General features: G+C 56.0%; 23 protein-coding genes. 16 read left to right on the forward strand and 7 right to left on the reverse strand.

What is annotated here, in order from left to right; all coding sequences use genetic code 11:
* Window positions 1–17: 17 nt before the first annotated feature.
* Both ACW9E7_RS05685 and ACW9E7_RS05690 read right to left on the reverse strand, forming a co-directional pair.
* Complete coding sequence (locus ACW9E7_RS05685) at window positions 18–632, reverse strand: hypothetical protein (RefSeq protein WP_458727381.1); 615 nt, start codon at window positions 630–632, stop codon at window positions 18–20.
* Window positions 632–2,206 (reverse strand): ExeA family protein, encoded by a 1,575-nt coding sequence (locus ACW9E7_RS05690; protein WP_248173261.1) that lies wholly within the window; start codon window positions 2,204–2,206, stop codon window positions 632–634. Before ACW9E7_RS05690 ends, ACW9E7_RS05685 begins: the two co-directional genes overlap by 1 nt.
* A 300-nt stretch (window positions 2,207–2,506) precedes the next feature.
* Here ACW9E7_RS05690 and gspC point away from each other — a divergent pair, with 300 nt between their 5' ends.
* The 15 genes from gspC to ACW9E7_RS05765 all read left to right on the forward strand — a co-directional run bounded on the left by gspC (window position 2,507) and on the right by ACW9E7_RS05765 (window position 18,883).
* The gene (gene gspC, locus ACW9E7_RS05695; protein WP_458728371.1) at window positions 2,507–3,238 is read left to right on the forward strand and encodes a type II secretion system protein GspC; all 732 of its coding nucleotides are present in this window, start codon (window positions 2,507–2,509) and stop codon (window positions 3,236–3,238) included.
* A gap of 13 nt (window positions 3,239–3,251) precedes the next feature.
* The gene (gene gspD, locus ACW9E7_RS05700) at window positions 3,252–5,177 is read left to right on the forward strand and encodes a type II secretion system secretin GspD (RefSeq protein ID WP_248173263.1); all 1,926 of its coding nucleotides are present in this window, start codon (window positions 3,252–3,254) and stop codon (window positions 5,175–5,177) included.
* A 12-nt stretch (window positions 5,178–5,189) separates the two neighbouring features.
* Complete coding sequence (gspE, locus tag ACW9E7_RS05705) at window positions 5,190–6,668, forward strand: type II secretion system ATPase GspE (protein WP_458727382.1); 1,479 nt, start codon at window positions 5,190–5,192, stop codon at window positions 6,666–6,668.
* Window positions 6,668–7,876, forward strand: a complete 1,209-nt coding sequence (gspF, locus tag ACW9E7_RS05710) for a type II secretion system inner membrane protein GspF (protein ID WP_458727383.1) — start codon at window positions 6,668–6,670, stop codon at window positions 7,874–7,876. The genes gspE and gspF overlap by 1 nt, the downstream gene beginning before the upstream one ends.
* Window positions 7,877–7,878: 2 nt before the next feature.
* Window positions 7,879–8,328 carry a type II secretion system major pseudopilin GspG gene (gene gspG, locus ACW9E7_RS05715; RefSeq protein WP_111963893.1) on the forward strand — a complete coding sequence of 150 codons (450 nt, stop codon included), beginning with the start codon at window positions 7,879–7,881 and terminating at the stop codon, window positions 8,326–8,328.
* Entirely contained in the window at window positions 8,328–8,813 is a 486-nt protein-coding gene (gspH, locus tag ACW9E7_RS05720) for a type II secretion system minor pseudopilin GspH (RefSeq protein WP_136194600.1), read from the forward strand. The genes gspG and gspH overlap by 1 nt, the downstream gene beginning before the upstream one ends.
* Entirely contained in the window at window positions 8,806–9,189 is a 384-nt protein-coding gene (gene gspI, locus ACW9E7_RS05725; protein ID WP_136194601.1) for a type II secretion system minor pseudopilin GspI, read from the forward strand. The genes gspH and gspI overlap by 8 nt, the downstream gene beginning before the upstream one ends.
* A complete protein-coding gene (gene gspJ / locus ACW9E7_RS05730) occupies window positions 9,182–9,862 on the forward strand; it encodes a type II secretion system minor pseudopilin GspJ (protein WP_458727384.1) in 681 nt (226 codons plus the stop codon). Before gspI ends, gspJ begins: the two co-directional genes overlap by 8 nt.
* The gene (gspK, locus tag ACW9E7_RS05735; protein WP_111963897.1) at window positions 9,859–10,878 is read left to right on the forward strand and encodes a type II secretion system minor pseudopilin GspK; all 1,020 of its coding nucleotides are present in this window, start codon (window positions 9,859–9,861) and stop codon (window positions 10,876–10,878) included. The genes gspJ and gspK overlap by 4 nt, the downstream gene beginning before the upstream one ends.
* A 15-nt stretch (window positions 10,879–10,893) precedes the next feature.
* Complete coding sequence (gene gspL, locus ACW9E7_RS05740) at window positions 10,894–12,039, forward strand: type II secretion system protein GspL (protein WP_271367685.1); 1,146 nt, start codon at window positions 10,894–10,896, stop codon at window positions 12,037–12,039.
* Window positions 12,036–12,521, forward strand: a complete 486-nt coding sequence (gene gspM, locus ACW9E7_RS05745; protein WP_115874608.1) for a type II secretion system protein GspM — start codon at window positions 12,036–12,038, stop codon at window positions 12,519–12,521. The genes gspL and gspM overlap by 4 nt, the downstream gene beginning before the upstream one ends.
* Window positions 12,518–13,315, forward strand: a complete 798-nt coding sequence (locus ACW9E7_RS05750) for a prepilin peptidase (protein ID WP_458727385.1) — start codon at window positions 12,518–12,520, stop codon at window positions 13,313–13,315. Before gspM ends, ACW9E7_RS05750 begins: the two co-directional genes overlap by 4 nt.
* Window positions 13,316–13,574: 259 nt before the next feature.
* Entirely contained in the window at window positions 13,575–16,343 is a 2,769-nt protein-coding gene (locus ACW9E7_RS05755; RefSeq protein ID WP_458727386.1) for a glycosyl hydrolase family 18 protein, read from the forward strand.
* 132 nt (window positions 16,344–16,475) lie between these two features.
* Window positions 16,476–16,928, forward strand: a complete 453-nt coding sequence (iagB, locus tag ACW9E7_RS05760; RefSeq protein WP_458727387.1) for a type III secretion system invasion protein IagB — start codon at window positions 16,476–16,478, stop codon at window positions 16,926–16,928.
* 140 nt (window positions 16,929–17,068) lie between these two features.
* Entirely contained in the window at window positions 17,069–18,883 is a 1,815-nt protein-coding gene (locus ACW9E7_RS05765) for a chitinase (RefSeq protein WP_458727388.1), read from the forward strand.
* A 68-nt stretch (window positions 18,884–18,951) separates the two neighbouring features.
* On the opposite strand, the gene ACW9E7_RS05770 is transcribed toward ACW9E7_RS05765, so the two are convergent.
* The 4 genes from ACW9E7_RS05770 to poxB all read right to left on the reverse strand — a co-directional run bounded on the left by ACW9E7_RS05770 (window position 18,952) and on the right by poxB (window position 24,263).
* The gene (locus tag ACW9E7_RS05770; RefSeq protein ID WP_115876045.1) at window positions 18,952–19,965 is read right to left on the reverse strand and encodes an NAD-dependent epimerase/dehydratase family protein; all 1,014 of its coding nucleotides are present in this window, start codon (window positions 19,963–19,965) and stop codon (window positions 18,952–18,954) included.
* A 92-nt stretch (window positions 19,966–20,057) separates the two neighbouring features.
* Entirely contained in the window at window positions 20,058–21,494 is a 1,437-nt protein-coding gene (locus ACW9E7_RS05775; protein WP_458727389.1) for an SDR family oxidoreductase, read from the reverse strand.
* Between the two features lie 10 nt (window positions 21,495–21,504).
* Window positions 21,505–22,506, reverse strand: coding sequence for a low-specificity L-threonine aldolase (gene ltaE / locus ACW9E7_RS05780; protein WP_458727390.1), 1,002 nt, complete (start codon window positions 22,504–22,506; stop codon window positions 21,505–21,507).
* A 38-nt stretch (window positions 22,507–22,544) separates the two neighbouring features.
* A complete protein-coding gene (gene poxB, locus ACW9E7_RS05785; protein WP_325849138.1) occupies window positions 22,545–24,263 on the reverse strand; it encodes a ubiquinone-dependent pyruvate dehydrogenase in 1,719 nt (572 codons plus the stop codon).
* Window positions 24,264–24,414: 151 nt separating this feature from the next.
* On the opposite strand from poxB, the gene ACW9E7_RS05790 reads away from it, so the two are divergent.
* Window positions 24,415–24,849, forward strand: coding sequence for a DoxX family protein (locus ACW9E7_RS05790; protein WP_458727391.1), 435 nt, complete (start codon window positions 24,415–24,417; stop codon window positions 24,847–24,849).
* Window positions 24,850–24,937: 88 nt separating this feature from the next.
* Here ACW9E7_RS05790 and hcr read toward each other — a convergent pair whose 3' ends face one another.
* Window positions 24,938–25,906 carry an NADH oxidoreductase gene (gene hcr, locus ACW9E7_RS05795; protein ID WP_458727392.1) on the reverse strand — a complete coding sequence of 323 codons (969 nt, stop codon included), beginning with the start codon at window positions 25,904–25,906 and terminating at the stop codon, window positions 24,938–24,940.
* Between the last annotated feature and the right edge of the window lie 10 nt (window positions 25,907–25,916).

Consider the following 25,916-nt stretch of genomic DNA (forward strand, 5'->3'; position numbering starts at 1 on the left):
CGCTTCTCACCCCCTTTTTAACTGAAAGGGGGACTACGTTTAAGTGTATTATTTTCCTGCGTTCCTGCCGCGGTTTCTTCAACGGGGGGGGCGGGTATTTTTCCCTGCGAATAATCTTTCTCCTGCTCTTTTAACGCCTTCATCAATAATGCTTTGATAGCCCCGTCATCAACTATGTGACCGGTATTATCCTGTTCGGGAATAGCAGAATTGTTCATTTCTGTTCCCGGCAATGTATCCCGGGAAATATCACGCGGTACTTCACCGTCGGGCGCCTGCTGCCAGTCGGCATCGCCGCTATCAATTGGCATCTCCTGCAGTGGCGGCATCTCTTTTGTCATCGGTTCTTGCTTTGGTTCAGGCCGCGGGAACGGTTTACTGACATAGACGTAATGCATATCCGATAGCTTCGTTTCTGGCCTGACGGCGCTCGCTTTTACTGGCTCAGGTACCGGATGACGAAGATCCCAGTAGATATGTGCGTAAAGTCCCGCGGCGATCGTCATCACTATCCCCATCAACCAGATCAGGGTGGCAAAGACCGCTTTTTTCAGCGAGGGGCGCCGGTAAGAAAACCAGACCGGTGCGTTCAGGGTATAGCTGCGCTGGGCAGCCAGAGTAATCGTGGACATTATGAATGCTTCTCCTGCGCGGTGGGGGTCGCAGATATATTTGCGGACTGAATAAGCACGCTTGGCGTAGTCCTGGTTTCACGCATTAACTGCATCAATGTATCTTCACCCGCAATCCCGTCCACATGCAGATGCATTTTCTGCTGAAACTCGCGGGTACGTTGCATTAGTTCCGCCGTCCACACCTTTGCGTGGGTTTCGGGCAGATTCAGCGCCAGGCTAAGTTGCTGATCCATCCAGCCCAAATCTTTGACGCTACTTTCGGCGCTCACGGCATCTTTCCCCTGCGGCGTAAGGCGGTGCAATAGGGTGTAATTGCCCGTTGCATGCTGGTTAAACCATCTGCGGCTCACCTGCCAGGTGCGATTATTCATCAGCAGATCCAGCGAGTTATCATCTACTCTGGCCACCACGGCATAGTTCAGGTGATCGCCCGTTTTGATCTCGCCGATCCAAGGGTAACCCTCTTTTGCCAACTCCTCGACCGGAGCGCTACCCTCCTTACACATCAGGTTGACCCGCCCGGCGTTCTGGCAGAGCGCCTCTTCCATCGTGGCGTCATAACCCCACATGGTATAAAGCTGATGCATCGCATCGGGCTTGTTCACCACTTCATTATCAATAACCGGCACCGCTGGGGCGTCGGTTTTTGGCGTCTGCGGTTTCCAGCTGGCCATCACGGGCAGCTGTACCGGCAGTCTGGCGGTAATGGCGGGCATCAATGTCCAGCCGCAGGCGGCAAACAGTACAGAGGCAAAAAGGCCCATAACGGCAAGGCGTTTGCCCCTCGGTTTCGCCGGCAGAACTTCTCCTGCGGCGAGGCGCAGATGGCGCGGCGATACCTGCGCTGAACGTTCGGTCCAGGCGGCGAGCATCGCAAGGTGCGCCAGCTCGTTGAGTTTGCCTGCCTGTCCTTTGGTCAGAACATGCATTTTGCGCACGCGGGCCCGGGTGAACGGCGTCGCGTCGCTGCCATGCGCTTCACACTGGGCCTGAACATAGCTCAGGGATTCGCGGCAGGTGAGAGGCCGGAGCGTGTGACGCGTATGAAGAGATTCACGCAACCCGGACTGCTGGAGGGCGGCTTCCTGGTCGGCCGATCCCATCAGCACAACCGACAAAGGCACATCCAGCTCCTGCGCGCGGGTTAACAGCATGGACAGTGCGTCATGGCAATTCGCTTTCATCGACTGAATATGCGAGATGACCAGTACTTTACGTGAGGTTTTGCGGGACAACATCTCGTCCTGCCACTGACGCAGCACAGTATCAATAGCCTGGATCCGGGTTTTGCTCTCTTTAGTGGTGGTGTTGAGTTTATAGAGCATGCCGCTGGCGCTGAGTTTCGGGAAGGCGTTAATGGCAATCAGCGTGCCGTCATGCTTTTTAAGCGCATCGCAAAACTGCGAGGTGAGATAGCTGTCGTCGCTAAAGAGCGCAGTAACGCCTGTTGTCTGGCACTTCTCTTTCAGCAAACCGAACACATCCTGATGATACGGAACAAAAAAATCACCTGGCATCCGGCTAATAGTCCGGAAAGGCTGGGTAGTGAAATTAAAATGGCGCATATACATAGCGTATTACCGTCTCTTTCATTCATAACAAGGAGACGGAAAAGTAAAGGATACAGGCGGAAGGGGCAATTTGAATGCAGGATAAAAATATTCGGCCTGCGCTTCTAACATAGGTTTATTTAGCGTTCAATCTTTTTCTGAATTATTGTTGGCGGAAGTATAAATGGGCGGGGGAGAGGGAACGCATTAGTATTTACGCCACTTACTCATACAGCCCTGTGCTGTGAATTACTGACTGGCAGAAAGGCTCGTTAAAAAATGCGGATGTCATTTGTTAATCAATTGATTATGCCCTGCGTAATGTTTGTGCTGCTCATTTTCTGCGGCCAGCAAGGGTATATGGTTTATAAAGATTATAAGAAAGTTACGAACAGATTGTCTGATTCAAAGCAGAAGATGCAAAATAAAAGTCATGATGAAACTCAGTTTGTACTTTTTACGCCGGCGGTGATGCCAGAGAAACAGCCAGCGGCAGTGAAAAAGCCGCTCAGTGCGGAAATCGAAGGTATTCTCAACAGCGACGAAGCCTGGCTGTCCTTTGCGGTGATAAAAACCCCCTCCGGACAAAAGAGCTATCGCGAGGGCGAAATGCTCGCCGGTTTTGACAATGCCTATATTGCCGAAATTCATCCCGATAATGTGGTGGTGAATTATGAAGGCGCACCTCAGGTTATTTCACTTAAAAAACCAGACTATTTTAAAGGCGGCGTTGACAGCGGCCCGGTAACCAAATCGAAGAAAGATGCAGGGTTAGATAATCTGCATCTGGATGATTATCTGGTGTTAAAACCATTAATCGAGAAAGGCCAGCTGGAAGGCTACAACATTAATCCACGCAATGCGTCTCCTTTCTACAGCCATGCTGGCCTGGAAAAAGGTGATGTGGTGGTAAAAGTTGACGATGTGGATATGACTAAAGAGGCGCAGGCAAAAGAGATCGTTGCCCGCTGGTCAAAAATGAAAGAAGCGGATGTCACTATTCGGCGTCACGCTCACCTTGAAAATATTCGGGTCAATGTTCTAAACAATTAATAAGTGTACAGACATGAAGAAATTTCCATGGGCGTGCGTAGCGCTGACCGCATTGTCATTATATTCCGGTTCGCTGTTCGCGGCGAACTTTAGCGCCAGTTTTAAAAATACCGATGTCCGCGAATTTATCGATACCGTCGGGCGTAACCTTAATAAAACCATTCTGGTCGATCCTTCCGTTCAGGGAACGGTGTCGGTGCGTACCTACAACGTGCTGACGGAAGAGGAATATTATCAGTTCTTCCTGAGCGTGCTGGATCTCTATGGTCTGTCGGTGATCCCGATGGATAACGGGATGGTAAAAGTCGTGCGCTCTTCGGTGGCCCGCATGTCGGGCGCACCGATTGCCGACAGCAAAAACCCCGGCAAAGGCGATGAAATCATCACCCGCGTGGTGCGAATGGAGAACGTCCCGGTACGTGAGCTGGCCCCCCTGTTGCGTCAGTTAAACGACGCCTCCGGCATCGGCAACGTGGTCCATTTTGAACCGTCAAACGTGCTGTTGTTAACCGGCAAAGCCTCGGTGGTTAACCGCCTGGTCGATCTGGTACAGCGTGTGGATCAAAGCGGCGTCCAGCGCCGTGAAATCGTGCCACTGCGTTTTGCCTCGGCCAAAGATCTTTCTGACATGTTGAACAATCTCAACAACGAAGAGCAGAAAGGGCAAAACGCCCCGCAGCTGGCGACCAAAGTGGTCGCCGACGATGAAACCAACAGCCTGGTGATTAGCGGCAGCCCGGACGCGCGTCAGCGCACCCGGATGCTCATCTCCCAGCTCGATCGCGAGCAGAACAACGAGGGCAACACCCGCGTCTTCTACCTGAAATACGCCAATGCCAGCAAAGTGGTGCCGGTGCTGACGGGGATCGGAGAGCAATTGAAAGATAAAGCGGGCGGCGGTAAGAGCAAAGCCGCGCCGATGGCAGGCGACCTGAATATTACCGCCGACGAGTCTACCAATTCGCTGGTGATCACCGCCCAGCCAAACGTCATGAACTCGCTGGAAAAAGTGATCGATAAGCTGGATATCCGCCGTCCGCAGGTACTGGTGGAGGCGATCATCGCCGAAGTTCAGGATGGTAACGGTCTGGATCTTGGCGTGCAGTGGACCGGTAAACACGGTGGGGTTCAGTTTGGTTCGACCGGCCTGCCGATCAGCCAGATCAAGAAGTCAAAAGTCATTGGCAGCTATACGGGCCTGGCGACCGGGTTCTTTAACGGCGACTTTGGCGCGCTGATGACGGCGCTGTCCACTAACGGCAAAAACGACATTCTGTCGACGCCGAGCGTGGTGACGCTGGATAACAAAGAGGCGTCGTTCAACGTCGGTCAGGACGTGCCGGTGCTCTCCGGTTCGCAGACCACCAGCGGTGATAACGTCTTTAACTCGGTGGAACGTAAAACCGTTGGTACGAAGCTGAAAATCGTTCCGCAGATCAACGATGGCGACATGATCCATCTGAAGATCGAGCAGGAAGTTTCCAGCGTGGATAACACCTCGACGGCCGATGCCAGCCTGGGCCCAACGTTCAACACCCGCACCATCAACAACGAAGTGATGGTCCACAGCGGGCAGACGGTGGTGCTGGGCGGCCTGATGGAAAACGTCACCAAACAGTCGGTCTCGAAAGTGCCGCTGCTGGGTGATATTCCGGTCGTGGGGCAGTTGTTCCGCTATACCTCGCAGGACAGCGCCAAACGTAATCTGATGGTGTTTATCCACACCACCGTACTGCGCGACGACGACAACTACAGCGCGGCTTCGAAAGAGAAATACGATCAGATCCAGGCGCGTCAACAGCAGCGTATGGAGGAGCATAAGCTGGGTATTATCGAGAATGCGGACAATCCAATACTGCCGGCCTATCCGTCCCAGAGCCACGCCGCACCGGTGAGCGCCAGTGCGCCGGTGTTGTCCCGCAACCCGTTTAAAGAGTGAGGCGCAAGCGACATGACCGAGATGAGTAATGCGCTCTGTACCAGCACCTGGGCGAAAGAGAACGGGGTCCTGTTCTATAACGACGAGGTTTATATCCGCGAGGATGCGCAGGCGTATGCCCTGCTGGAGATGCGCCGCGTGCTGGGGCGCTCCTATGCCCCGACGATCCTGACGGCGGACGCGTTTGACGAACTGCTGACCAACATCTGGCAGCAGAACAGCGGCGTCTCGCAGCAGCTGGTGGACGACATGGACGCCGATATTGACCTGATGGCGTTAACCGAGGAGATACCTGACAACGAAGATCTGCTCGATAACGACGAGAACTCGCCGGTGATCCGCCTGATCAACGCCATTATGGGCGAAGCGGTGAAAGAGGGGGCCTCCGATATTCATATCGAGACCTTCGAGCGCACCCTGAGCATTCGTTTTCGCGTTGACGGCGTGCTGCGTCCGGTGCTGCAACCGGCGCGCAAGCTCGCGCCGCTGCTGGTGTCGCGTATCAAAGTGATGTCCAAACTGGATATCGCCGAAAAACGTCTCCCCCAGGACGGTCGTATTTCGCTGCGCATTGGTCGTAAGGCTATTGACGTGCGTGTCTCCACTATTCCGTCTCAGTACGGAGAACGCGTGGTGATGCGTCTGCTGGATAAAAGCAACCTTAAGCCGGACATCAACAAGCTCGGTCTGATTGACGAAGAGCTGGTGAAGTTAAAGGGACTGATTGAACGTCCGCACGGCATCATCCTGGTGACCGGCCCGACCGGTTCGGGGAAAAGTACCACCCTGTACGCGCTGCTGTCGGCGCTTAACGGTCATGAACGCAACATTCTGACCGTGGAAGATCCGATCGAGTATGAACTGGAAGGGGTAGGACAGACCCAGGTCAACCCGCGCGTGGATATGACCTTTGCACGCGGGCTGCGCGCCATTCTGCGCCAGGATCCAGACGTGGTAATGATCGGGGAAATTCGTGACGGTGAAACCGCGCAAATCGCGGTGCAGGCGTCGCTCACCGGTCACCTGGTAATGTCTACGCTGCACACCAACAGTGCGGCGGGCGCCATTACCCGTCTGCGTGATATGGGGCTGGAGTCTTTTTTAATTGGTTCGTCGCTGCTTGGCGTCATTGCCCAGCGTCTGGTGCGTCGGCTGTGTCCACACTGCCGCACGACCAGTCCGCTGGATGACAATGAGAAAGCGCTGTTCACCTTTATGGAAACGCCACCGAAAGCGATTTATCGCGCCGTGGGTTGCGAACAGTGTCGCCAGAGCGGCTACCAGGGACGCGCAGGCATCCATGAATTTCTGGTAGTCGACACCGCCATGCGCCGTGCGATCCATGAAGATAAAGATGAGATGTCCATCGAAACGCAGCTTTTCAAAGAGGCCTACAGCCTGCGTGAAAACGGCCTGCTGAAGGTGATCTCCGGCGTGACCTCGCTGGAAGAGGTGATGCGCGTCACCGCCGAGCGCGGAGGGGATGCGTAATGGCCTGGTATGCGTGGTCCGCGACGGACGCCGCCGGGAAAACCCAGCGCGGCAACCTGCAGGCCGAAGGGCCAAAGCAGGTGCGCCAGATGCTGCGCGAACAAAAGCTGATGCCGGTGAATATCTCCCCAGCCAGCGATCCGGCGGCGGGGAAAAACGCCCGTAAAGGGGCAAAACTGTCGATTCCGGTGCTGTCGATGTTTACCCGACAGCTTGCGACGCTGGTCAATGCCGCGCTGCCGCTGGAGAGTGCGCTAAAGGCAATTGCGAAGCAGACGGAAGATAAAACCCTGGCGGCGATGGTGACCGAGATCCGCGACAAGATCGTGGAAGGCCACACGCTGTTCGACGCCTTCAGCCAGTTTCCGCGCAGCTTCGATAAGCTCTACTGCACCCTGGTGATGGCCGGTGAAAAGACCGGTCATCTCGGGGGCGTGCTGGAAAAGCTCGCCCAATACAACGAGCAGCGCCAGAAGATGAAAAGCAAGCTCACCCAGGCGATGGTGTACCCCATCACCCTGACGGTAGTGGCGATCGCGGTGATCTCCATTCTGCTGGTCGCCGTGGTGCCGCAGGTCATCGACCAGTTCACCCATATGAAACAGGAGCTGCCGATAACCACCCGCACGCTGATTGCGGTGAGCGACTTCTTACAGGCCTGGGGCATCGTGATCGCCGGCGGCCTGTTCGGGGCGTCGGCGAGCTTTAAATTTTGGATAAAAAAAGAAAAGAACCGATTTGTTTATCATCGGTGGTTGTTGCTAAATTCACCGCTGAAAAAACTGGTCTGCGCCATCAACAGCGCGCGCTACATCCGCACGCTGAGTATTTTGCAGGCCAGCAGCGTTCCGCTGCTGGAAGGGATGTATATCGCGATGGACGGGATAGAAAACCTCTATGCCCGGCAGGTGCTTGAGCAGGCGGCGGACACCGTGCGCCAGGGGGCATCTCTCTACAACGCGCTGGAACAGGCGAAAATTTTCCCACCCACCATGCTTTATATGGTGGCCTCCGGGGAGGAGAGCGGCGAGCTGGGCTCGTTGATGGATCGCGCGGCGGAAAACCAGGAATCTGCATTACAGCATCGAATTACTTTAACGCTGTCGGTATTTGAGCCGGCACTGGTAGTAACTATGGCGACCGTTGTTCTATTTATCGTTCTTTCAATATTACAACCGCTTCTTCAACTTAATAATATGGTGGGTTAATCATGTCTTTGAAAAAGAATAGCCTGAAGCGTCAGGCGGGATTCACGCTGCTCGAATTAATGGTAGTTATCGTTATTCTCGGTGTGCTGGCCAGTATGGTCGTGCCTAATTTAATGGGCAATAAAGAAAAAGCCGATATTCAGAAAGCGACCAGCGATATTGTGGCGCTGGAAGGTTCGCTAGATATGTACAAGCTCGACAACCATCGCTATCCGACCACCGAGCAGGGGTTGCAGGCGCTGGTGACCAAACCTGAAATTGCGCCCATTCCGAAAGGCTACCGTGACGACGGCTATATTCGCCGCCTGCCGCAGGACCCGTGGGGCAATGACTATATTCTGGTCAGCCCGGGTGAGCATGGCGCTGTCGATATTTTCTCCGCCGGTCCGGATGGAGAAGCGAATACTGCCGACGATATCAGCAACTGGTCTTTTGATAAAAAAGATAAGTAATGAATAAGCAACGTGGATTTACCCTGCTGGAAATTATCGTGGCGCTGGTGATATTCGCCCTGAGCGCCATGATGGTGGTCACCACCATTCCATCACGCAGCGGCGCAGATACATTTGGTCAGCAGCTAAAATCCCTCGTTGAATATGGTTCTGACCGTGCGGTAATGGACGGAAATATTGTCGGGCTGGTGATGACCTCGTCAGAATTTGAACTGGTGACACAGGTTGGAAATAACGGCGAACGCCACTGGGCACCGCTAAAGGCGGGACGGATCGCGACCCGCGGCGAGTTTCCTGAGGAGATGCATGTCTCCCTCTCGCCGCGAACGCTGGCGGCCACGCTGGACGATGAACCGCAAATCATTTTTTTGCCGGACGGCGAGCTTAGCCGCTTCACGCTCAGCCTCGAAAGCCTGGATAAAAAGCAGCGCTTTCACGTGACGTCACAGGGCTCTGTTCCCGTGGTGGTGGAAAACGATGACTAAACGCAAAACCAAAGAGCAGGGGATGACCCTGCTGGAAGTGATGGTGGCGCTGGTGATTTTCTCCACCGCGGCGCTGGCGCTCATGAACTCCGTCACCCTGAACGTGCGCTTTACCCACAGCCTGTCGGAAACACTGCAGGCCGGCTGGGTGGCGGAAAATCAACTGGCGCAAGCGCAGCTTGCTCAGACCGATTTTCCGGATGCCGAGCAGGTAGGAACCGAAACCATGGGCGGACAAACCTGGACCTGGCATATCCAGCGGGTGAAAACCGCCGAAAATACCTTTGCCGATGAGGTACGGGTTTACAGCGAAGGAAGCGATGCGCAACCGGTGGTGGCACTTCAGCTCGACGAACCGGAGGTGGATCGTGAGTAAGGCGCAGCGTCAGCAGGGCTTTACCCTTCTGGAAATCATGATTGCGCTGGCCATCTTCGCGGTGATCAGCATTCTCGCCTGGCAAATTCTCGACGGCGCGATGCGCACCTCGACGGCCAGCGACGAGGCGGCGACAAAAGTGACGGCGCTTCAGCGCACGTACAATCTGCTTTCGCGCGACTTTTATCAGCAGCAGGCGCGCGCGCCGCGCAACAGCGGCGAGGTGTTCGTTCAGCAGCAGAATGGTCTGGAAATGACAACCCTTAACGGTATCAGCGGTCAGGTGCAGCTAGAGCGGGTGAGCTGGACGTTAAAGGACAAGCGCCTGTGGCGCAACGTCTGGGCTGCTATCGACGGCACCGCCAGCGCGCAGCCGGAAGAAGTACCGATTCTGAACGATGTGAAAGCGATGAAATGGCGTTTCTGGCACGAAGGCTGGCAGGAGAAATGGACCGACATCGCCCATCAGCCTGATGGCGTTGAGCTGAATCTGACTATGGAAAACGGCGAAACCTGGCGCTGGGTTTTTATCACTCCCGGCGATATGCCTGAGATCCAGACCGCACCAAAAGAGACGAATGCGGATCCGGCGCAGCCGGCAGCGGAGAATGCGGCGCAGCCCGTAACCAACCCGCAGCCCGATACGGCAGCACAACCAGGAGTGAGTTCATGAGCGGCAAACCTGCGCGGAAAGAGCGTGGCGTGGCGCTACTGGTGGTGCTGATCCTGCTGGTAATGATGTCCGCCCTGGCGGCGAAAATCAGTCAGCAGTTCTGCCGCCACCTGCAAAAAACGCATTATCAGGTCAGCCAGCAGACGCTGCGCTGGGCCATTGCCCGTCAACAGAAGGTACTGGAAAACGTATTGCAGAAAGCGGCCAGTTCAGAGGGGGCAGGGCTGTCGCCGCGAGGTGACTGGGCCCAGCCCCTGGAAACCCACGGGGATAATTACACCGTGGTGAGTCAGGTGGAGGATGCCCGGACCTGCTTTAACGTCAATAGTCTGCTGGCCGTTGACGCGGCGCCAGCGGCCCCGGCCGACGCCACTGCGCTGCCGGAAAAACCGGTCAAAGAGCAGATTGTCGAACAGCTGCTGGCAGAAGGCGGCGTCGGTACGCTGGCGGCAGAAGAGATTTACCAGCAACTGGTGGATTATCTTGACGCCGACGACGTGACGGCGAAACAGGGCCAGGAGGCCGATGCCTGGGCGAGCGTGACGCCCGCCCGTGGTCCGGCGAATCAAATGATGCGCACCATCAATGAAATAAGACTGCTGCCCGCCTTTCCGCAGGCCGCATGGCCGAAGGTCAGCAAACTGCTGTGCGCCTTGCCGGATACGGATGGCACCATAAATGTGAATACCTTAACACGAGAACAGTCGCCGCTGCTGGCGGCGGTTTTTACCGGCGTGTTAAACACGGACGATGCTGCCCGCCTGATCGATTCACGCCCGGAAGAGGGCTGGGAGTCGCTGGAGGCATTCAGCAAAGTGCTGGAGAGCAACTATCCGCAGACCAAAGATATCCTGGCGCAGATTCAGGACAGGGTTGCGGTCAACAGTCGTTATTTTCGGGTGGATACCACCGGCAATACCGATGATTTAACGCTGCGCGTCGTCAGCCAGCTTCACGTTGACAGTGAGGCTGGCAAGGTCGTTACCTGGCAACGCCGCTACCGAATGGTTGAATAAGATAAGTAGAAGATGATGAAAAAGGTGCTTTTTATTCGTCCCGATACCCGTGAGGACGGCAAAATTTGGTGGTGTGAATCCGGTAACGATCGGGTGGAATATCTGACGGGCTGGAGCGCACTGAGCGAACTTTCCTGTCATCCGCTTTCTCAGCAGGTGTGCCTTTTGCTGCCGGCGAGCGAGACGATTTTTCGTCATTTTACCCTGCCGAAAAAAGGACTTTCAGCCCAGACGGCGCAGTTCTCGTGGATGGCGGAAGAGACATTGCTCGGCGAGGTGGAGACGCTGCACTGGACGGTGCTGAACAAAAAGGGGCCAGAAGTGGATGCCGTGGCCATCGACGCTGAACGTCTGCGCCACTGGCTTGAGCTGTTCGCTCAGGCGGGGCTCACGGTGGTCCAGGCGCTGCCGGATGCCTGGCTGCTGCCGGTGAGCGAAGGGGGTACTACGCTGGTGAGCCTGGAAGAGAGCTACTGGCTGCGTTTTTCTCCCAGCAGCGCTGGCGAAGCCGATGCGGTCCTGCTGCCGCTGCTGTTGAGTAAATGCCCGACGGGTGAGGTGTGCTGCTATGGCGATGCGCCGCAGGAGGTACAGGTGGATGAGCTGCTGGCGTGGCAGCATCCGCTGGTGCTGATCCAGACCCAGTGGCAGGGCTGTCGTATCAACATGCTGCACGGAGAGTTTTCCGGGCGCAGCGCCAGCGGCCCGCGTTTTCGCCACGCGAAAACTGCCCTCGCTGCGGCGGCGCTGGTTTGTGTCGGCCTGCTGATCGGCCCCCGCGTAGGTATGGCGTTGATGCTCACTCACCAGCAAAACGAGATCCACCGTGAGATGACCACCGTAGCGCAGCACTATTTCCCGACCCTGCGCCAGACCAGCAACCTGAAGTACTACGTCGGGCAGAATATCAGCAAGGCTAAGAAAGGGGTCTTCCTGCAGCTCGAAGCGCTGAATCAAATCAAGCAGTCACTGCCGTCTCTGGAGATCAATAACGTGGAATATGACGAAACGCAAAATCAGCTGACGTTGAATGTGAAATCCATGGATAAACAGACCCTGCAGGATTTTGTCGCCCGCAGCGCCGATACCTTTGAATTTGCGATGCAGCCGATTTCCGGCGAGGCGCCATATACCGCCATTATTACCGGGAGCTATAAATGAAAACGCAAATAGCCCAGTTAAAAAACCGTTGGCAAAATTATAGTCCACGCGAGCGTAATTTATTTAAACTCTGCGGCGGGGCACTCTGCTGTGCGATGGTTTATTACGGCGCGATGATGCCGCTCGATACTCTGATCAAAAATAACGAGGCCGTGTTATTTAAGCAGAAGCAGACGCTGAACTGGATGCGCCAGGAAATTGATAAAAACCATCTCCAGTCCAGAATAGTCAATACCCCGAATCCGCGCAGCGTGGTGGAAGAAAGTGCCAAAGTCGTGCACGTCGCGTTGACAGACGTGCGTCAGGAAGAGCAGTCGCTAACCTTTGTTGTCGAGCGCGTCAACATTTCTGCCCTGCAAAACTGGCTGCGTGAGATGAACGTTTCTTCCGGTATACACCTGGAGAAACTCGCGTTAACGCCGGTGGATCGTCAGAGTGACGTGAAGGCACGCGTTACGCTGAGCTGGGCGAAAAGCGCATGAACCCGCTAATGCTGTTGCAGCAAGCGAATCTGCCGGGACTGTGCGTGATGAGCGGAGCGCTGGGGGCAATCCTCGGCAGTTTCCTGGGCGTAGTCGCGGAGCGTATTCCGCCGCTGGTAATGGAAGAAGAGGGGGCAGGCAATCTGCTGTTTCCCGCCTCTCACTGCCCGAAGTGCCAGCAAGCCCTGAGCGCGTGGGAAAATATTCCCATCATTAGCTGGTGTGCGCTGCGCGGTCGCTGCCGACACTGCAATAGCGCGATTCCGCTGCGGCTGCTGCTGGTGGAAGTCTGTAGCGCTGCCTTTTTCGCCGCCAGCGCCGCGCTGGCACCGTCGTTTTCGGCGCTCATCGCGCTGTGGGTGATGTGGAGTTTTCTGCTGCCGCTGGCGGTGATCGATGCGCGCCATATGCTGCTGCCGGACTGCCTGACCCAGCCGCTGCTGTGGACGGGGCTGATGTTCCATGCCCTGTTCCGGACGCTACCGCTGACCGATGCTATCTTTGGCGCGGTGGCGGGATATCTGTCGCTCTGGCTGGTTTACTGGGCATTCCGCCTGCTGACCGGCCGGGAAGGGTTAGGCTATGGTGATTTTAAGCTGCTTGCGGCGCTAGGCGCGTGGTGCGGATGGCAGGCGTTACCCTCTATTTTGCTGATCGCGGCGCTGGGGGGCATCATTATGCATTGCCTTTTAAAACCCTTTGAGAATAAAAATAACCTTATTTCCTTTGGCCCATATATTGCGTTTTCCGGGCTGGCTGTCTTTATTTGTCAAATTCTCCATTTCATCTTTTAAATAATGCAGTCAAGTTTTTTTTGAGGTTTTTTCATTGAGGGAATGAAAGGAAAAATTAAATTCCCCGCTGTATTCTCCTCTCCGCAATAAAATATTTGTTGAAGGTTTTATGAGTGGGGGAAAGTACGGCGTAATAATAAGAAGGTCTTTCGTGAACCTGAAGCGTTCACGATTAATTTATCAGTCAATAACGTTCGTCCATGTTTAATGGAAAAGCATGGGTATTTAATTTCACAAATCGTATTATCAGGATCAAATAATGAAATTTCTGAAGCCTAAATATCTGGCACTCTTCGTTGCAGCGGCTGCAAGCCCGGTGTTCGCAGCAGTGCCCGGTAAAGCAACGATCGCCAGTGGTAATGATAAATTTGCCATTGTTGAAGTTGATCAGTCTGCTTCTGCTTACAACAACCTCGTCAAAGTCCATGATGGCGCCGATGTTAAAGTGCAGTGGGACGTCTGGAGCGGCGCGGCGCCGACTTCAGCGAAAGTGCTGCTCGACGGCAAAACCGTCTGGACCGGCGCAGGCAGCATGTCCGGCACGGCTACGTTTAAAGTGAAGAAAGGTGGTCGTTATCAGGAAACGGTTGAGCTCTGCAATGCCAGCGGCTGCAGCACCAGCGCCAGCAAACTGATTATCGTCGCGGATACCGACGGTAGCCATCTGCTGCCACTTAACACCACCATGCAGGAAAATAACAAAACCCTCTCTAAGCACACTGATAAAGTGGTGGGTGCCTATTTCCCTGAGTGGGGTGTTTACGACCGTAACTTCCCCGTAGACAAAATCCCGGCGGCTAACCTTAACCACATTCTGTATGGCTTCATTCCAATCTGCGGCGGCGACGGCATCAACGACAGCCTGAAAACCATTGAGGGCGGTAACAGCTTCGAAGCGCTTAAGCGCGCCTGTGCGGGCCGTCAGGACTTCCAGGTGGCGATCCACGACCCGTGGGCCGCACTGCAGAAGCCTCAGACTGGCGTAAGCGGCTGGGACGATCCCTACAAAGGTAACTTCGGCCAGCTGATGGCAATGAAGAAAGCCAACCCGGGCCTGAAAGTGCTGCCTTCTATCGGTGGCTGGACCCTTTCCGATCCGTTCTTCAAAATGCATGACAAAGCGATCCGCGATCGCTTCGTGGCTTCCGTTAAAGATTTCCTGAAAACCTGGAAATTCTTCGACGGTGTGGATATCGACTGGGAATTCCCGGGCGGCGGCGGTCAGAACGAAACGCTGGGCAACCCGCAGCAGGATAAAGAGACTTATACCGCACTGATGCGCGAACTGCGCGCCATGATGAATGAACTGTCAGCCGAAACCGGCCGTACCTTTGAACTGACCTCAGCAATCGGCTCGGGCAGCGACAAAATTGAAGACGTTGATTACACCACTGCACAGCAGTACATGGATCACATCTTCCTGATGAGCTACGACTTCTACGGCGGCTGGAGCAACACCGATCTGGGTCACCAGGCGGCACTGCGTGCGCCGGCGAACAAACCGGATACTAATTACACCACCGAAAACGGCGTGAATGCACTGCTCGCGCAGGGGGTACAGCCTGGCAAAATTGTCGTGGGGACGGCCATGTATGGTCGCGGCTGGACCGGCGTTCACGGTTACAGCAATAACAACCCGTTCACCGGCACGGCAACGGGCATGGTGAAAGGGACCTGGGAACCGGGCGTGGTTGACTATCGTCAGATCGTTAACGAGTACAAAGGTAAAGCGGGCTGGGAATATAACTATGATACTACCGCTGAAGCGCCGTATCTGTTTAACAAAACCACCGGCGATCTGATCACCTATGAAGATGCCCGTTCCGCAACGGCGAAAGGTCAGTATGTGCTGGCGAAAAATCTGGGCGGTCTGTTTGCCTGGTCTATCGACTCCGATACCGGAGACATTCTGAACGCGATGAATGAAAGCCTGACAGGCGGCGGCGCTGCGCCGGTTGATCCGGTCGTGACCAATCATGCGCCTGTGGCGACTGCCGCTGACCAGAGCGTAACCGGTCCGGCGACGGTGACCCTGGATGGCTCGGCTTCCACCGATCCGGATGGCGATGCCATCACCTACAAGTGGACGCAGATCTCTGGCCCGTCGGTGACTATCACCAACAGCACCAAAGCGAAAGCGACCTTCAACGTTGCCGCTGTCACCAGTAACCAGACTCTGGCGTTCCGCCTGACGGTTACTGACGCGAAAGGGTTGAGCAGTACTGCTGACGTCCAGGTCGTGAACAAAGCGCCGAAAGCAAACCAGGCGCCGGTTGTGAACCAGATGGAAGCCGTGACGCTGGAAGCGGGCCAGAGCTACTCTCTGCACGCTCAGGCTAACGATCCTGATGGCGACGCGCTGACATACTCCTGGAGCGTTCCTGCGAATATGCAGGCGACAGGCGCAGACACCGCGAACCTGAACATCACCGCACCGGACGTGGACACGGAATCAACTTACACGCTGACCGTGGTGGTAAGCGATGGCAAGTCCAGCGTACAGACTAACGTACAGGTGACGGTAACGCCTAAAGCAGCGGAAACGCCGTCTGACGAAGGCAACACCCCATCCGATGAAGACAACGCGCCGTCTGACGAAGGAAATACCCCATCCGATGAAGGCAACACGCCATCTGACGAAGGTAACACCCCATCAGATGAAGGCAACACGCCATCTGACGAAGGTTCTGCCACCAATAGCTGCGATAAGCCTGTTGACGCCAACGCCAGTAAATATGCTGCCTGGAGCGCAAGTAAGGTTTACAACGCGGGGAATACCGTCAGCTTCGACAACCTGGTCTGGAAAGCAAAATACTGGACTCAGGGCAACCAGCCGGGCTTCGGTGTGGATGCATGGGAGCTGGTAAGTCAGGTGAAATTCAACTGGCGCTCCGACGTGGTTTATAACGGCGGCGACACCACTACCTACAACGGTTACACCTACACCGCGAAATGGTGGACGAAGGGTGATAAACCAGGTAGCAGCGATGTATGGGTGAAAAAAGGCCCGGCGACTGACTGCCAGTAAGCCACTGCTATAACGATGCGGGTAAGAAATTTGCCCGCTATTACGGTCCACGTCCCGAGACGGACGTGGGCCGTAAATCAGGAAAAGAGTAATAACCGCGTAAGGAGACAATGAAAAAGAGCCGGACTGAAAATGAAAACGTTATTTTTATTGTTGCTGGTAATAAGCCATAGCGTCTTTGCCAACTGCTGGGATAAAGCCGCCAGTTATTATCATGTGGATCCTTATCTGTTATATGCCATTGCTAATGTTGAATCGGGAATGAATCCCAATGCGATTGGACTGAATCATGATGGCACGCGTGATGTCGGACTGATGCAGATTAACAGCTCACATTTTTCCGAGCTGGAGCGCAAAGGCATTAATGAATACCGGTTAATTACCGAGCCCTGCATCTCGATTATGGTTGGCGCATCGATATTATCCGGAATGATTAAAATTTATGGCTATAACTGGGAGGCGGTCGGCGCCTATAACGCGGGTCTGAAAAAAGAGAATTTCGCGCAGCGCATGGTCTATGCCCGCAAGGTCTGGAATAAATATCAGAAGTTAAAACGTAGCACCCGCAACCGTTATTATTATTGATTTTTGTTTTTTGAAGAGTACCGACTGGTGTTCTTCATAAAACGAAACTGCTCCCGGGTTTATTTATTAAATGATTAATAAATAAACCGCGAAAAAATTAACTTTTATTGACCCTTAATATAATTAAGAGGACTATTGACATGAACAAAAGGACATTACTCAGTGTTCTTATCGCGGGCGCATGCGTTGCACCCTTTATGGCTCAGGCAACCCTGCTGCAGGCCAGCAGCGAACCTTACACCGTTAAGGCCAGCGATCTGCAGAAGAAAGAGCAGGAGTTGACCAACTTCCCGCTTATGGCTTCAGTGAAGTCAACCATCCGCACGCTGGACAACAGCCTGGTGGAACAAATTGAGCCGGGTAAATCGACAAACCCGGAAAACGTCAAGCGCGTGGAAGGGATTATCAAGGCCAGCGACTGGGACTATCTCTTCCCACTGCGTGCGCCGGAATATACTTACAGCAACTTCCTGAAAGCGGTCGGTAAATTCCCGGCACTGTGCCAGACCTATACCGATGGTCGTAACAGCGATGCCATCTGCCGTAAGTCTCTGGCAACCATGTTTGCGCACTTTGCGCAGGAAACCGGCGGCCACGAGTCGTGGCGTCCGGAAGCCGAGTGGCGACAGGCGCTGGTCTACGTGCGTGAGATGGGCTGGAGCGAAGGTCAGAAGGGCGGCTACAACGGTGAATGTAACCCGGATGTCTGGCAGGGCCAGACCTGGCCGTGCGGTAAAGACAAAGATGGCGATTTCGTTAGCTACTTTGGTCGCGGTGCGAAACAGCTCTCCTATAACTACAACTACGGCCCGTTCTCTGAAGCGATGTACGGCGACGTCCGTGTACTGCTGGACAAACCTGAGCTGGTGGCGGACACCTGGCTGAACCTTGCTTCCGCGATCTTCTTCTTCGCCTACCCGCAGCCGCCAAAACCGAGCATGCTGCAGGTTATCGACGGCACATGGCAGCCGAACGATCACGATAAGGCGAATGGTCTGGTACCAGGCTTCGGCGTGACCACGCAGATCATCAACGGCGGCGTGGAGTGTGGCGGCCCGACTGAGATTGCCCAGTCTCAAAACCGTATCAAATATTACAAAGAGTTCGCCAACTACCTGAAAGTACCAGTTCCTTCTAACGAAGTGCTGGGCTGCGCCAACATGAAACAGTTCGACGAAGGCGGTGCCGGCGCGCTGAAGATCTACTGGGAACAGGACTGGGGATGGAGCGCGGATACTCCGTCAGGCCAGACCTACTCTTGCCAGCTGGTGGGTTACCAGACGCCATTCAGCGCCTTTAAAGAGGGGGACTACACCAAATGCGTGAAGCATTACTTCAATGTGAACGTGGTAGGTGAAAACGGGACTTCCGACGGCGGCAGCGTCACGCCAACCCCGACGCCAACACCGACCCCTGTCGACCCAACGGACGAAGGCAACACCACGCCGGTGCCAGACGATAATACGCCAGCGCCTGTAAACCATGCGCCGGTAGCAAAAATCTCCGGCCCGGTGGGGGCGGTTGAAGCGGGTAAATCTGTTTCTCTGAACGCGTCTGGCTCGACTGACGAAGACGGTAACCACCTGACTTATACCTGGACCGCTCCGAACGGCCAGACCGTAAGCGGCGAAGATAAAGCGATTATTACCTTCAATGCGCCAGACGTGGCCGCGGCGACGCAGTATCAGATCAACCTGACCGTCAGTGACGGCGAGCTGAGCAGCAGCACCAGCTATACGCTGAACGTACAGCCTAAACAGGCCAGCGGCGGCCAGACCGGGACTTACCCAACCTGGACGTCCAAAACCAAATGGAAAGCAGGCGATATCGTTAACAACCGCGGCCAGCTGTTCCAGTGCAAACCTTACCCGTACAGCGGCTGGTGCAATAACGCGCCATCCTACTACGAGCCTGGTAAAGGGATTGCATGGCAGGACGCCTGGACTGCGCTGTAATCAGCAAAATGACAAACGGCAACCTTCGGGTTGCCGCTTTTTTTCATCGTAAAAATGTCGGGCCCGATCTACCGAGGAAGCTTCCCGTGATCCCGCAGCCACGCCGCGGTGCGCATAATCCCTTCATCCAGCGTCACAACCGGTTTATAACCCAGTTCACTCTCCGCTCGCGAAATATCCAGCGTGAAATCAAAGTTAAGCTTCGATACGCCGTAATGCGTCAGCGCAGGCTCTTTGGCTGATTTACTGCCAAAGCGCTCCATGCTGCGGGCAATCATATCCAGCATTGGATAGGGAACAGAACGGATACGGCAGTCGATCTGCAGCTCGTCAATTAAGCGCTGCACAATGCTGCGCAGCGTGCAGGGTTCGCCGTTCGTGATGTTGTAGGCGCGACCGGAGATGAGCTTATCGCAGTCCGGCTGGCTTGCCAGCCACATGGCGTGGACGGCGTTTTCGTAATAGGTCATATCCACCAGCGCATCGCCGCCACGCGGCAGCAGCACGCTGCCGTAGTGGTGCATCATCTGCGCCAGGCGCGGAATAAACACTTTGTCGTGCGGCCCGAACAGGCTCTGCGGACGCAGGACCGTAAAGCGGGTATGCGGGTTTGACTGCGCCAGCAGGTCGATGACCTCTTCGCTGGCCGCCTTGCTGCGGGCAAACTCGCAGGCAAAGCGAGCAGGGCGGAAATCTTCCTGCACGTCACGATGGTGGTGATAGTCGAAATAGAGTGACGGTGACGAGATATGAATAAAGTTACGCACGCCCCAGGCAACGGCCCATTCACCCAGACGGCGGGTAGCCCGCACGTTGGCGAGATCGAAGGCTTCCTGGGTTCCCCACGGGGAGGTAAAACTGGAGCAGTGCCACAGCGTGTCGATACCGGCGAGCATCACCTTCGCCTGCGAGGAGACCAGCTCCGTCAGGTCGGCATGGACGAACTCTGCGCCCATTTTTTGCAGCAGTTTTCCCATCGCTTCGTTGCGACCGGTAGCCCTGACGCTGATGCCCTTGTTGCGCAGAAATTCGACCGCATTTCGGCCTAAGCCGCTGGTCGCCCCGGTAACCAGTACCTTCATATCAATCCACTGTGTTGAAAAGAATTTCGTGCGCATTCTTTCGTGAATTACGGCGCTATGCAATGGGAAAGGTGAAAGAAAGAGAGTTTTATTTAGATCTTTTCCGTCTTTTGTTCTGCCAGTTGCGCAATGCGTTTCGCCATCCCCCGGAAGATAAACAGGTGGGCAGGGATCATCAACAGCCAGTAGAACAGACCCGGCATTCCGTGGGGATGCCACCAGGCGCGGACGTCCAGTTCACGACAATCGCCTTTGTCTTTCAGGGTAAAGCAGAGTCGACCCAGCCCCGGGGCTTTCATGCCGAACAGCAGCGCCAGCTGTTTTTCTGGCTCGACGATGATCACCTTCCAGCTGTCTACCGTGTCGCCCACCGCAAGATACGGGTTTTCCGGGCGGCCTTTTGCCAGCCGGTGGCCCACCAGCAGGTCCATCGCCCCGCGCGTTTGCCAGAGGATATTACCGAAGAAATACCGTTCTTTGCCGCCAATCTGGTTCACCACTTCCCACAGCGCGGCCAGGCTGGCGTTGGTTTTCACCGTGCAGCCCGCCTGTTTCGGGTAATAGCCGTACTCCGGGCGCCAGCGGGCAAACGCCTGAGCGTCGTAACCCCAGTCGCTGGAGTTCACCAGCTGTTCTTCTTCTTTCAGCGTCTTGCGCACGGCATCGTCAAAGCGGATCAGCTCCTGGGGAATTAAGGCGCGCAGCTCGCGATCGTCCGCCAGTAAATCGTGCTTCAGCCCCTGGATAAGCGCTTTGGCGGTCGTCGGCGGCACGGAGGTGATCACATTCAAAAACCACACCGAAATCCAGCGGGTCGGGAAGGGGATGGGGATCAGCCAGCGGCGGCGTCCGCTGACGTGCATGAAATGTTCGAACTGCTCCTGATAGCTCAGCACTTCCGGGCCTGCCGCCTCCAGCACGCGGTGCTGCTCCGCCGGGCGATCCAGCAGGGCCACCAGATAATGCAGCAAATTCTCCAGCGCAATCGGCGTGGTGCGCGAACGCACCCAGCGCGGCGGCGTGAGTACGGGCAGGTTGTAGACCATATCGCGCATGACTTCGAAGGCGGCGGAGCCTGCGCCAACGATGATCCCGGCGCGCAGTTCGGTGACGGGAATATTGGCGCCGCGCAGGGTCTCAGCCGTCAGCTGGCGGGCACGCAGATGATCGGATTGCTCATGCTCGGGAGCCTGAAGCGAGCTTAAAAAAATCACCTGCTTAACCGGGGTTTGCAGTAGCGCATCGCGAACGTTCATCGCCACCTGCCGCTCGTGGGCGATGAAATCCCCGCCTTCGCCCATGCTGTGCACCAGGTAGTAAAGCGTGTCGACCCCTTCCAGCAGGGCGGGAAGTTCCTTCGGCCAGTTGAGGTCAACGCTGTGGCAGGTAACGCCAGGCAAACCGAGTTTTTGCAGGCGTTCGGTGTTGCGTGCCGCAGCCAGCACCTGATGTCCCTGCTGGCTTAACGCCGCGGTGAGATGCTGACCGATATACCCGCTGGCGCCGAGCACCAGAATGCGTTGCGGCACGTGATGCTCCTTATCGCTGTAAAAACGCCTGCCAGTGTTTCACCACGTCCGCCAGCTGTTCGCGGCTCACGTCGAGATGCATGACCAGGCGCACGACAGGTGAGGCGTTGATCAGCACGCCACGTGATTTCATAAATTCGCCAAGCGCAGCGGCGCGATCCTCGCCCACGCGGACGAACAGCATGTTGGTGTCGTGGCGCATCACGTCGGCGCCAATCTCGCGCAGCTGCGCCGCCATCCACGCGGCGTTGTCGTGATCGTCCTTCAGACGCGCCACGTTGTTTTTCAGGGCATACAGCCCGGCAGCCGCCAGAATACCCGCCTGACGCATCCCGCCGCCGGTCATTTTGCGCCAGCGGTTGGCGCGCTTGATGTAGTCCGTATTGCCAACCAGCAGTGAACCTACAGGCGTGCCCAGTCCTTTTGACAGGCAGATGGTGAACGAGTCGCAGTATTGCGTAATCTCTTTCAGCTCGCAGCCATACTCCACTACGGCGTTAAAGATACGCGCGCCGTCCACGTGCAGGCCGAGTTTACGCTCGCGGGTAAATTCCCACGCCGCCTTCAGGTACTCGCGCGGCAGCACTTTGCCGTTGTGGGTGTTTTCGAGGCTGAGCAATTTGGTACGGGCGAAATGAATATCGTCGGCTTTGATTTTCGCCGCGACCTTATCGAGCGGCAGGGAGCCGTCCGGCGCGGCGTCAATCGGCTGCGGCTGAATGCTGCCGAGCACGGCCGCACCGCCGGCTTCGTAGAGATAGTTATGCGCACCCTGGCCGGCGATATACTCTTCACCTCGCTCGCAGTGGCTGAGCAGCGCGACCAGGTTCGCCTGTGTGCCTGTCGGCATAAACAGGGCGGCCTCCTTGCCGCTCAGTTCTGCCGCATAGCGCTGCAGTTCGTTTACCGTCGGATCGTCACCGTAGACGTCGTCCCCGACCGGAGCGGCCATCATCTCTTCGAGCATGGCCCGACTCGGGCGGGTAACGGTATCACTGCGTAAATCAATCATTTCACATCCCTTTAATTTAAGAGGTCATGCGAAATGTTTTACCTGAGCCAGTTGGTTTTTGCCAGTTCGATCACCTCGTCGCCTCGGCCGCTGATGATTGCGCGCAGCATGTACAGGCTAAAGCCTTTGGCCTGCTCAAGCTTGATCTGCGGCGGGATCGCCAGCTCTTCTTTGGCGACGACGACATCCACCAGCACCGGGCCGTCGATGGAGAAGGCGCGCTGCAGGGCTTCATCCACCTCGGAGGCTTTCTCCACGCGAATACCGGTGATGCCGCAGGCCTCGGCGATGCGCGCGAAGTTGGTGTCGTGCAGCTCGGTACCGTCCGTGAGATAGCCTCCGGCCTTCATTTCCATCGCCACGAAGCCCAGCACGCTGTTGTTAAACACCACGATTTTTAGCGGGAGCTTCATCTGTACTACCGACAGGAAATCCCCCATCAGCATGCTGAACCCGCCGTCGCCGCACATCGCCACCACCTGACGCTCCGGCGCCGTGGCTTTTGCGCCCAGCGCCTGCGGCATGGCGTTGGCCATCGAGCCGTGGTTAAACGAGCCGAGCAGGCGACGTTTGCCGTTCATCTTCAGATAGCGTGCCGCCCAGACGGTTGGCGTGCCCACGTCGCAGGTAAAAATGGCGTCTTCGTCCGCGAAATGACTGATCTGCTGCGCCAGGTACTGCGGGTGAATGGCTTTGTCGCTCGGTTTGGCGAGATCGTCCAGCCCCTTGCGGGCATCGCGATAGTCGCTTAGCGCCTTATCAAGGAACTTGCGATCGGTTTTCTCTTCCAGCAGCGGCAGCAGGGCGGAAAGGGTGGATTTGATATCGCCCACCAGCGCCATATCGACCTTGCTGTGCGCGCCGATACTGGCAGGGTTGATATCAATTTGAATGATTTTGGCATCCGTCGGGTAGAACGCGCGATACGGGAACTGGGTACCAAGCAGGATCAGCGTGTCGGCGTTCATCATGGTGTGGAAGCCTGAAGAAAAACCGATCAGTCCGGTCATGCCAACATCGTAGGGGTTGTCGTACTCGACGTGCTCTTTGCCGCGCAGGGCGTGGACAATCGGCGCTTTCAGCTTACCGGCAAATTCCAGCAGCTCCTTGTGCGCGCCAGCGCAGCCGCTGCCGCACATCAGGGCGATATTGCTGGAGTAACGCAACAGCTGCGCCAGCTTTTTTAGCTCCTCTTCTGCTGGCGTGACGACGGGCTGCGGGGCGTGATACCAGTGAGTGCTTGCCCCTTCTGGCGCAGCCTTGAGGGCCACATCGCCCGGAATAACGACCACAGAAACGCCGCGATTCAGCACGGCTTTACGCATGGCGATCGCCAGCACCTGAGGGATCTGCTCCGGGGATGAAACCAGCTCGCAATAATGGCTGCATTCACGGAACAGCTCCTGCGGATGCGTCTCCTGAAAATAGCCGCTGCCGATTTCGGAAGAGGGGATATGAGCGGCAATCGCCAGCACCGGCACGTGATTGCGGTGGCAGTCGAAGAGGCCGTTGATCAGGTGCAGGTTACCCGGCCCGCAGGATCCGGCGCAGACGGCCAGTTCACCCGTAAGCTGCGCTTCAGCGCCTGCGGCGAAGGCGGCAACCTCTTCATGGCGGGTCGGCATCCATTCGATGGTCTTCATCTTGTTGAGGCTGTCGCTGAGTCCGTTCAGGGAGTCGCCGGTGACGCCCCAGATACGTTTTACGCCAGCCTGTTCGAGCGTTTTCGCTATATATGCAGCAACGGTTTGTTTCATGGTTGTCCGTCTCCTTTTTGTGATAACGCTTACAAGCTTAGAAGAAAGTCTCCGTATTGCCCGTCGCATCCCCACAATTAAAAGGTGCTTTTCACGCGCAATTATTCGGCATAATCTGGGAGTGTCTCAGTTAAAACAGGAATAATTTCAAATGGTTAAATCATTGTTAATTGCTGTTAATGAAAAGCTATCGTGCGACGATCTTGGCAAACTCTTGTTACGACTTGCCGTCGGCGGGCTGATGCTTTTTCACGGTTTGCGCAAGCTTTTTGGCGGCGTGGGGTTTATCAGCGGCATGCTGGTGGAAAAAGGGCTGCCGGGATTTATCGCCTACGGCGTGTTGGTTGGCGAAGTCGTGGCGCCGATCCTGATTATTGTCGGGCTGTTTACGCGCCCGGCCGCGCTGGTGCTGGCCTTTACGATGATTGTGGCGTGGCTGATGGTGGGAATGGGTGAAACGTTCGCCCTTGATAAGGTTGGGGCATGGGCGATTGAAAGCCTGGTGTACTTCTTTATCGGCTCGCTGGCTGTCGCGTTTTTAGGGGCAGGGCGGTTTGCGCTGGGTAAAGCGCCCGCGTGGCGGTAAAATTGCAGGTTGGGTAAACGCAGTACCGCCCGGCAAAAAAGCCCGGTGGCGCTGACGCTTACCGGGCCTACGAACGAACGTTTATCGTTTATGCGAGGACCAAATCCCCCTGCGGATGGCACGAGCACGCCAGCACGTAACCCTCGGCAATTTCCGCGTCGGACAGCGTCATGGTGCTGGTGACGGTGTACTCACCGGAAACCACTTTGGTTTTACAGCAGCCACACACGCCAGCACGACAGGCAGCCGCTACCGGCACCTTGTTGCTTTCCAGCGCCTCCAGCAGCGTGGTCCCCACGCGGCCAAAGAAGGTCTGGGCAGGCTGCAGTTTGGTGAACCTAACTCCGCTGCTTGCCGCTTCCGCCACCGGCGTGAAGAACTGCTCTTTGAAGAAGCGGGTTACGCCAAGCGCTTTCACTTCTTCTTCCACAATAGCCATGTACGGCGCCGGGCCGCAGGTCATCACCGTTCGGTTCGCAACATCCGGCACGCTTTGCAGCAGCTCGCGGCTCAGGCGACCGGGCACAAAACCGTGGGTCGCGTTGTGCTCAGCCACCAGCGTCACCGGGTATTCACGCCACTCCTCGGCAAAAATCACATCTTCCGGGGAACGGACGCTGAAGATCGTCTGCACGTCGGCCTGGGGGCGGTTCTTCGCCAGCCAGCGGCGCATTGACATAATCGGCGTTACGCCACAGCCCGCCGCCAGCAGCAGGAATTTATCGTCAGCTTTGTCGTCACAGGTGAATTCCCCCTGCGCGTCGGACAGCCAGATGTAATCCCCGCGCTTCACGTCCTGCGTCAGCCACTGGGAGCCCGCGCCGTCGTCAATGCGGCGGACGGTGAGCGTAATGTATTCGCTCACGCCCGGCGTCGAGGAGATCGTGTAGGCGCGCAGGGTGTTCGCCGAATTGCGAATGCTGACCAGCGCATACTGGCCTGCACGATATGGATAGTAGTCATGGCACAGCAGCGACAGCGTCCACACATCCGGCGTCTCCTGACGGATGTGATGAACCTGCATCCGCCACGGGCATTGTGAGGTTGGCATGGTCATGAATAACTCC

This window comes from Enterobacter sp. H2G27, assembly GCF_054403075.1.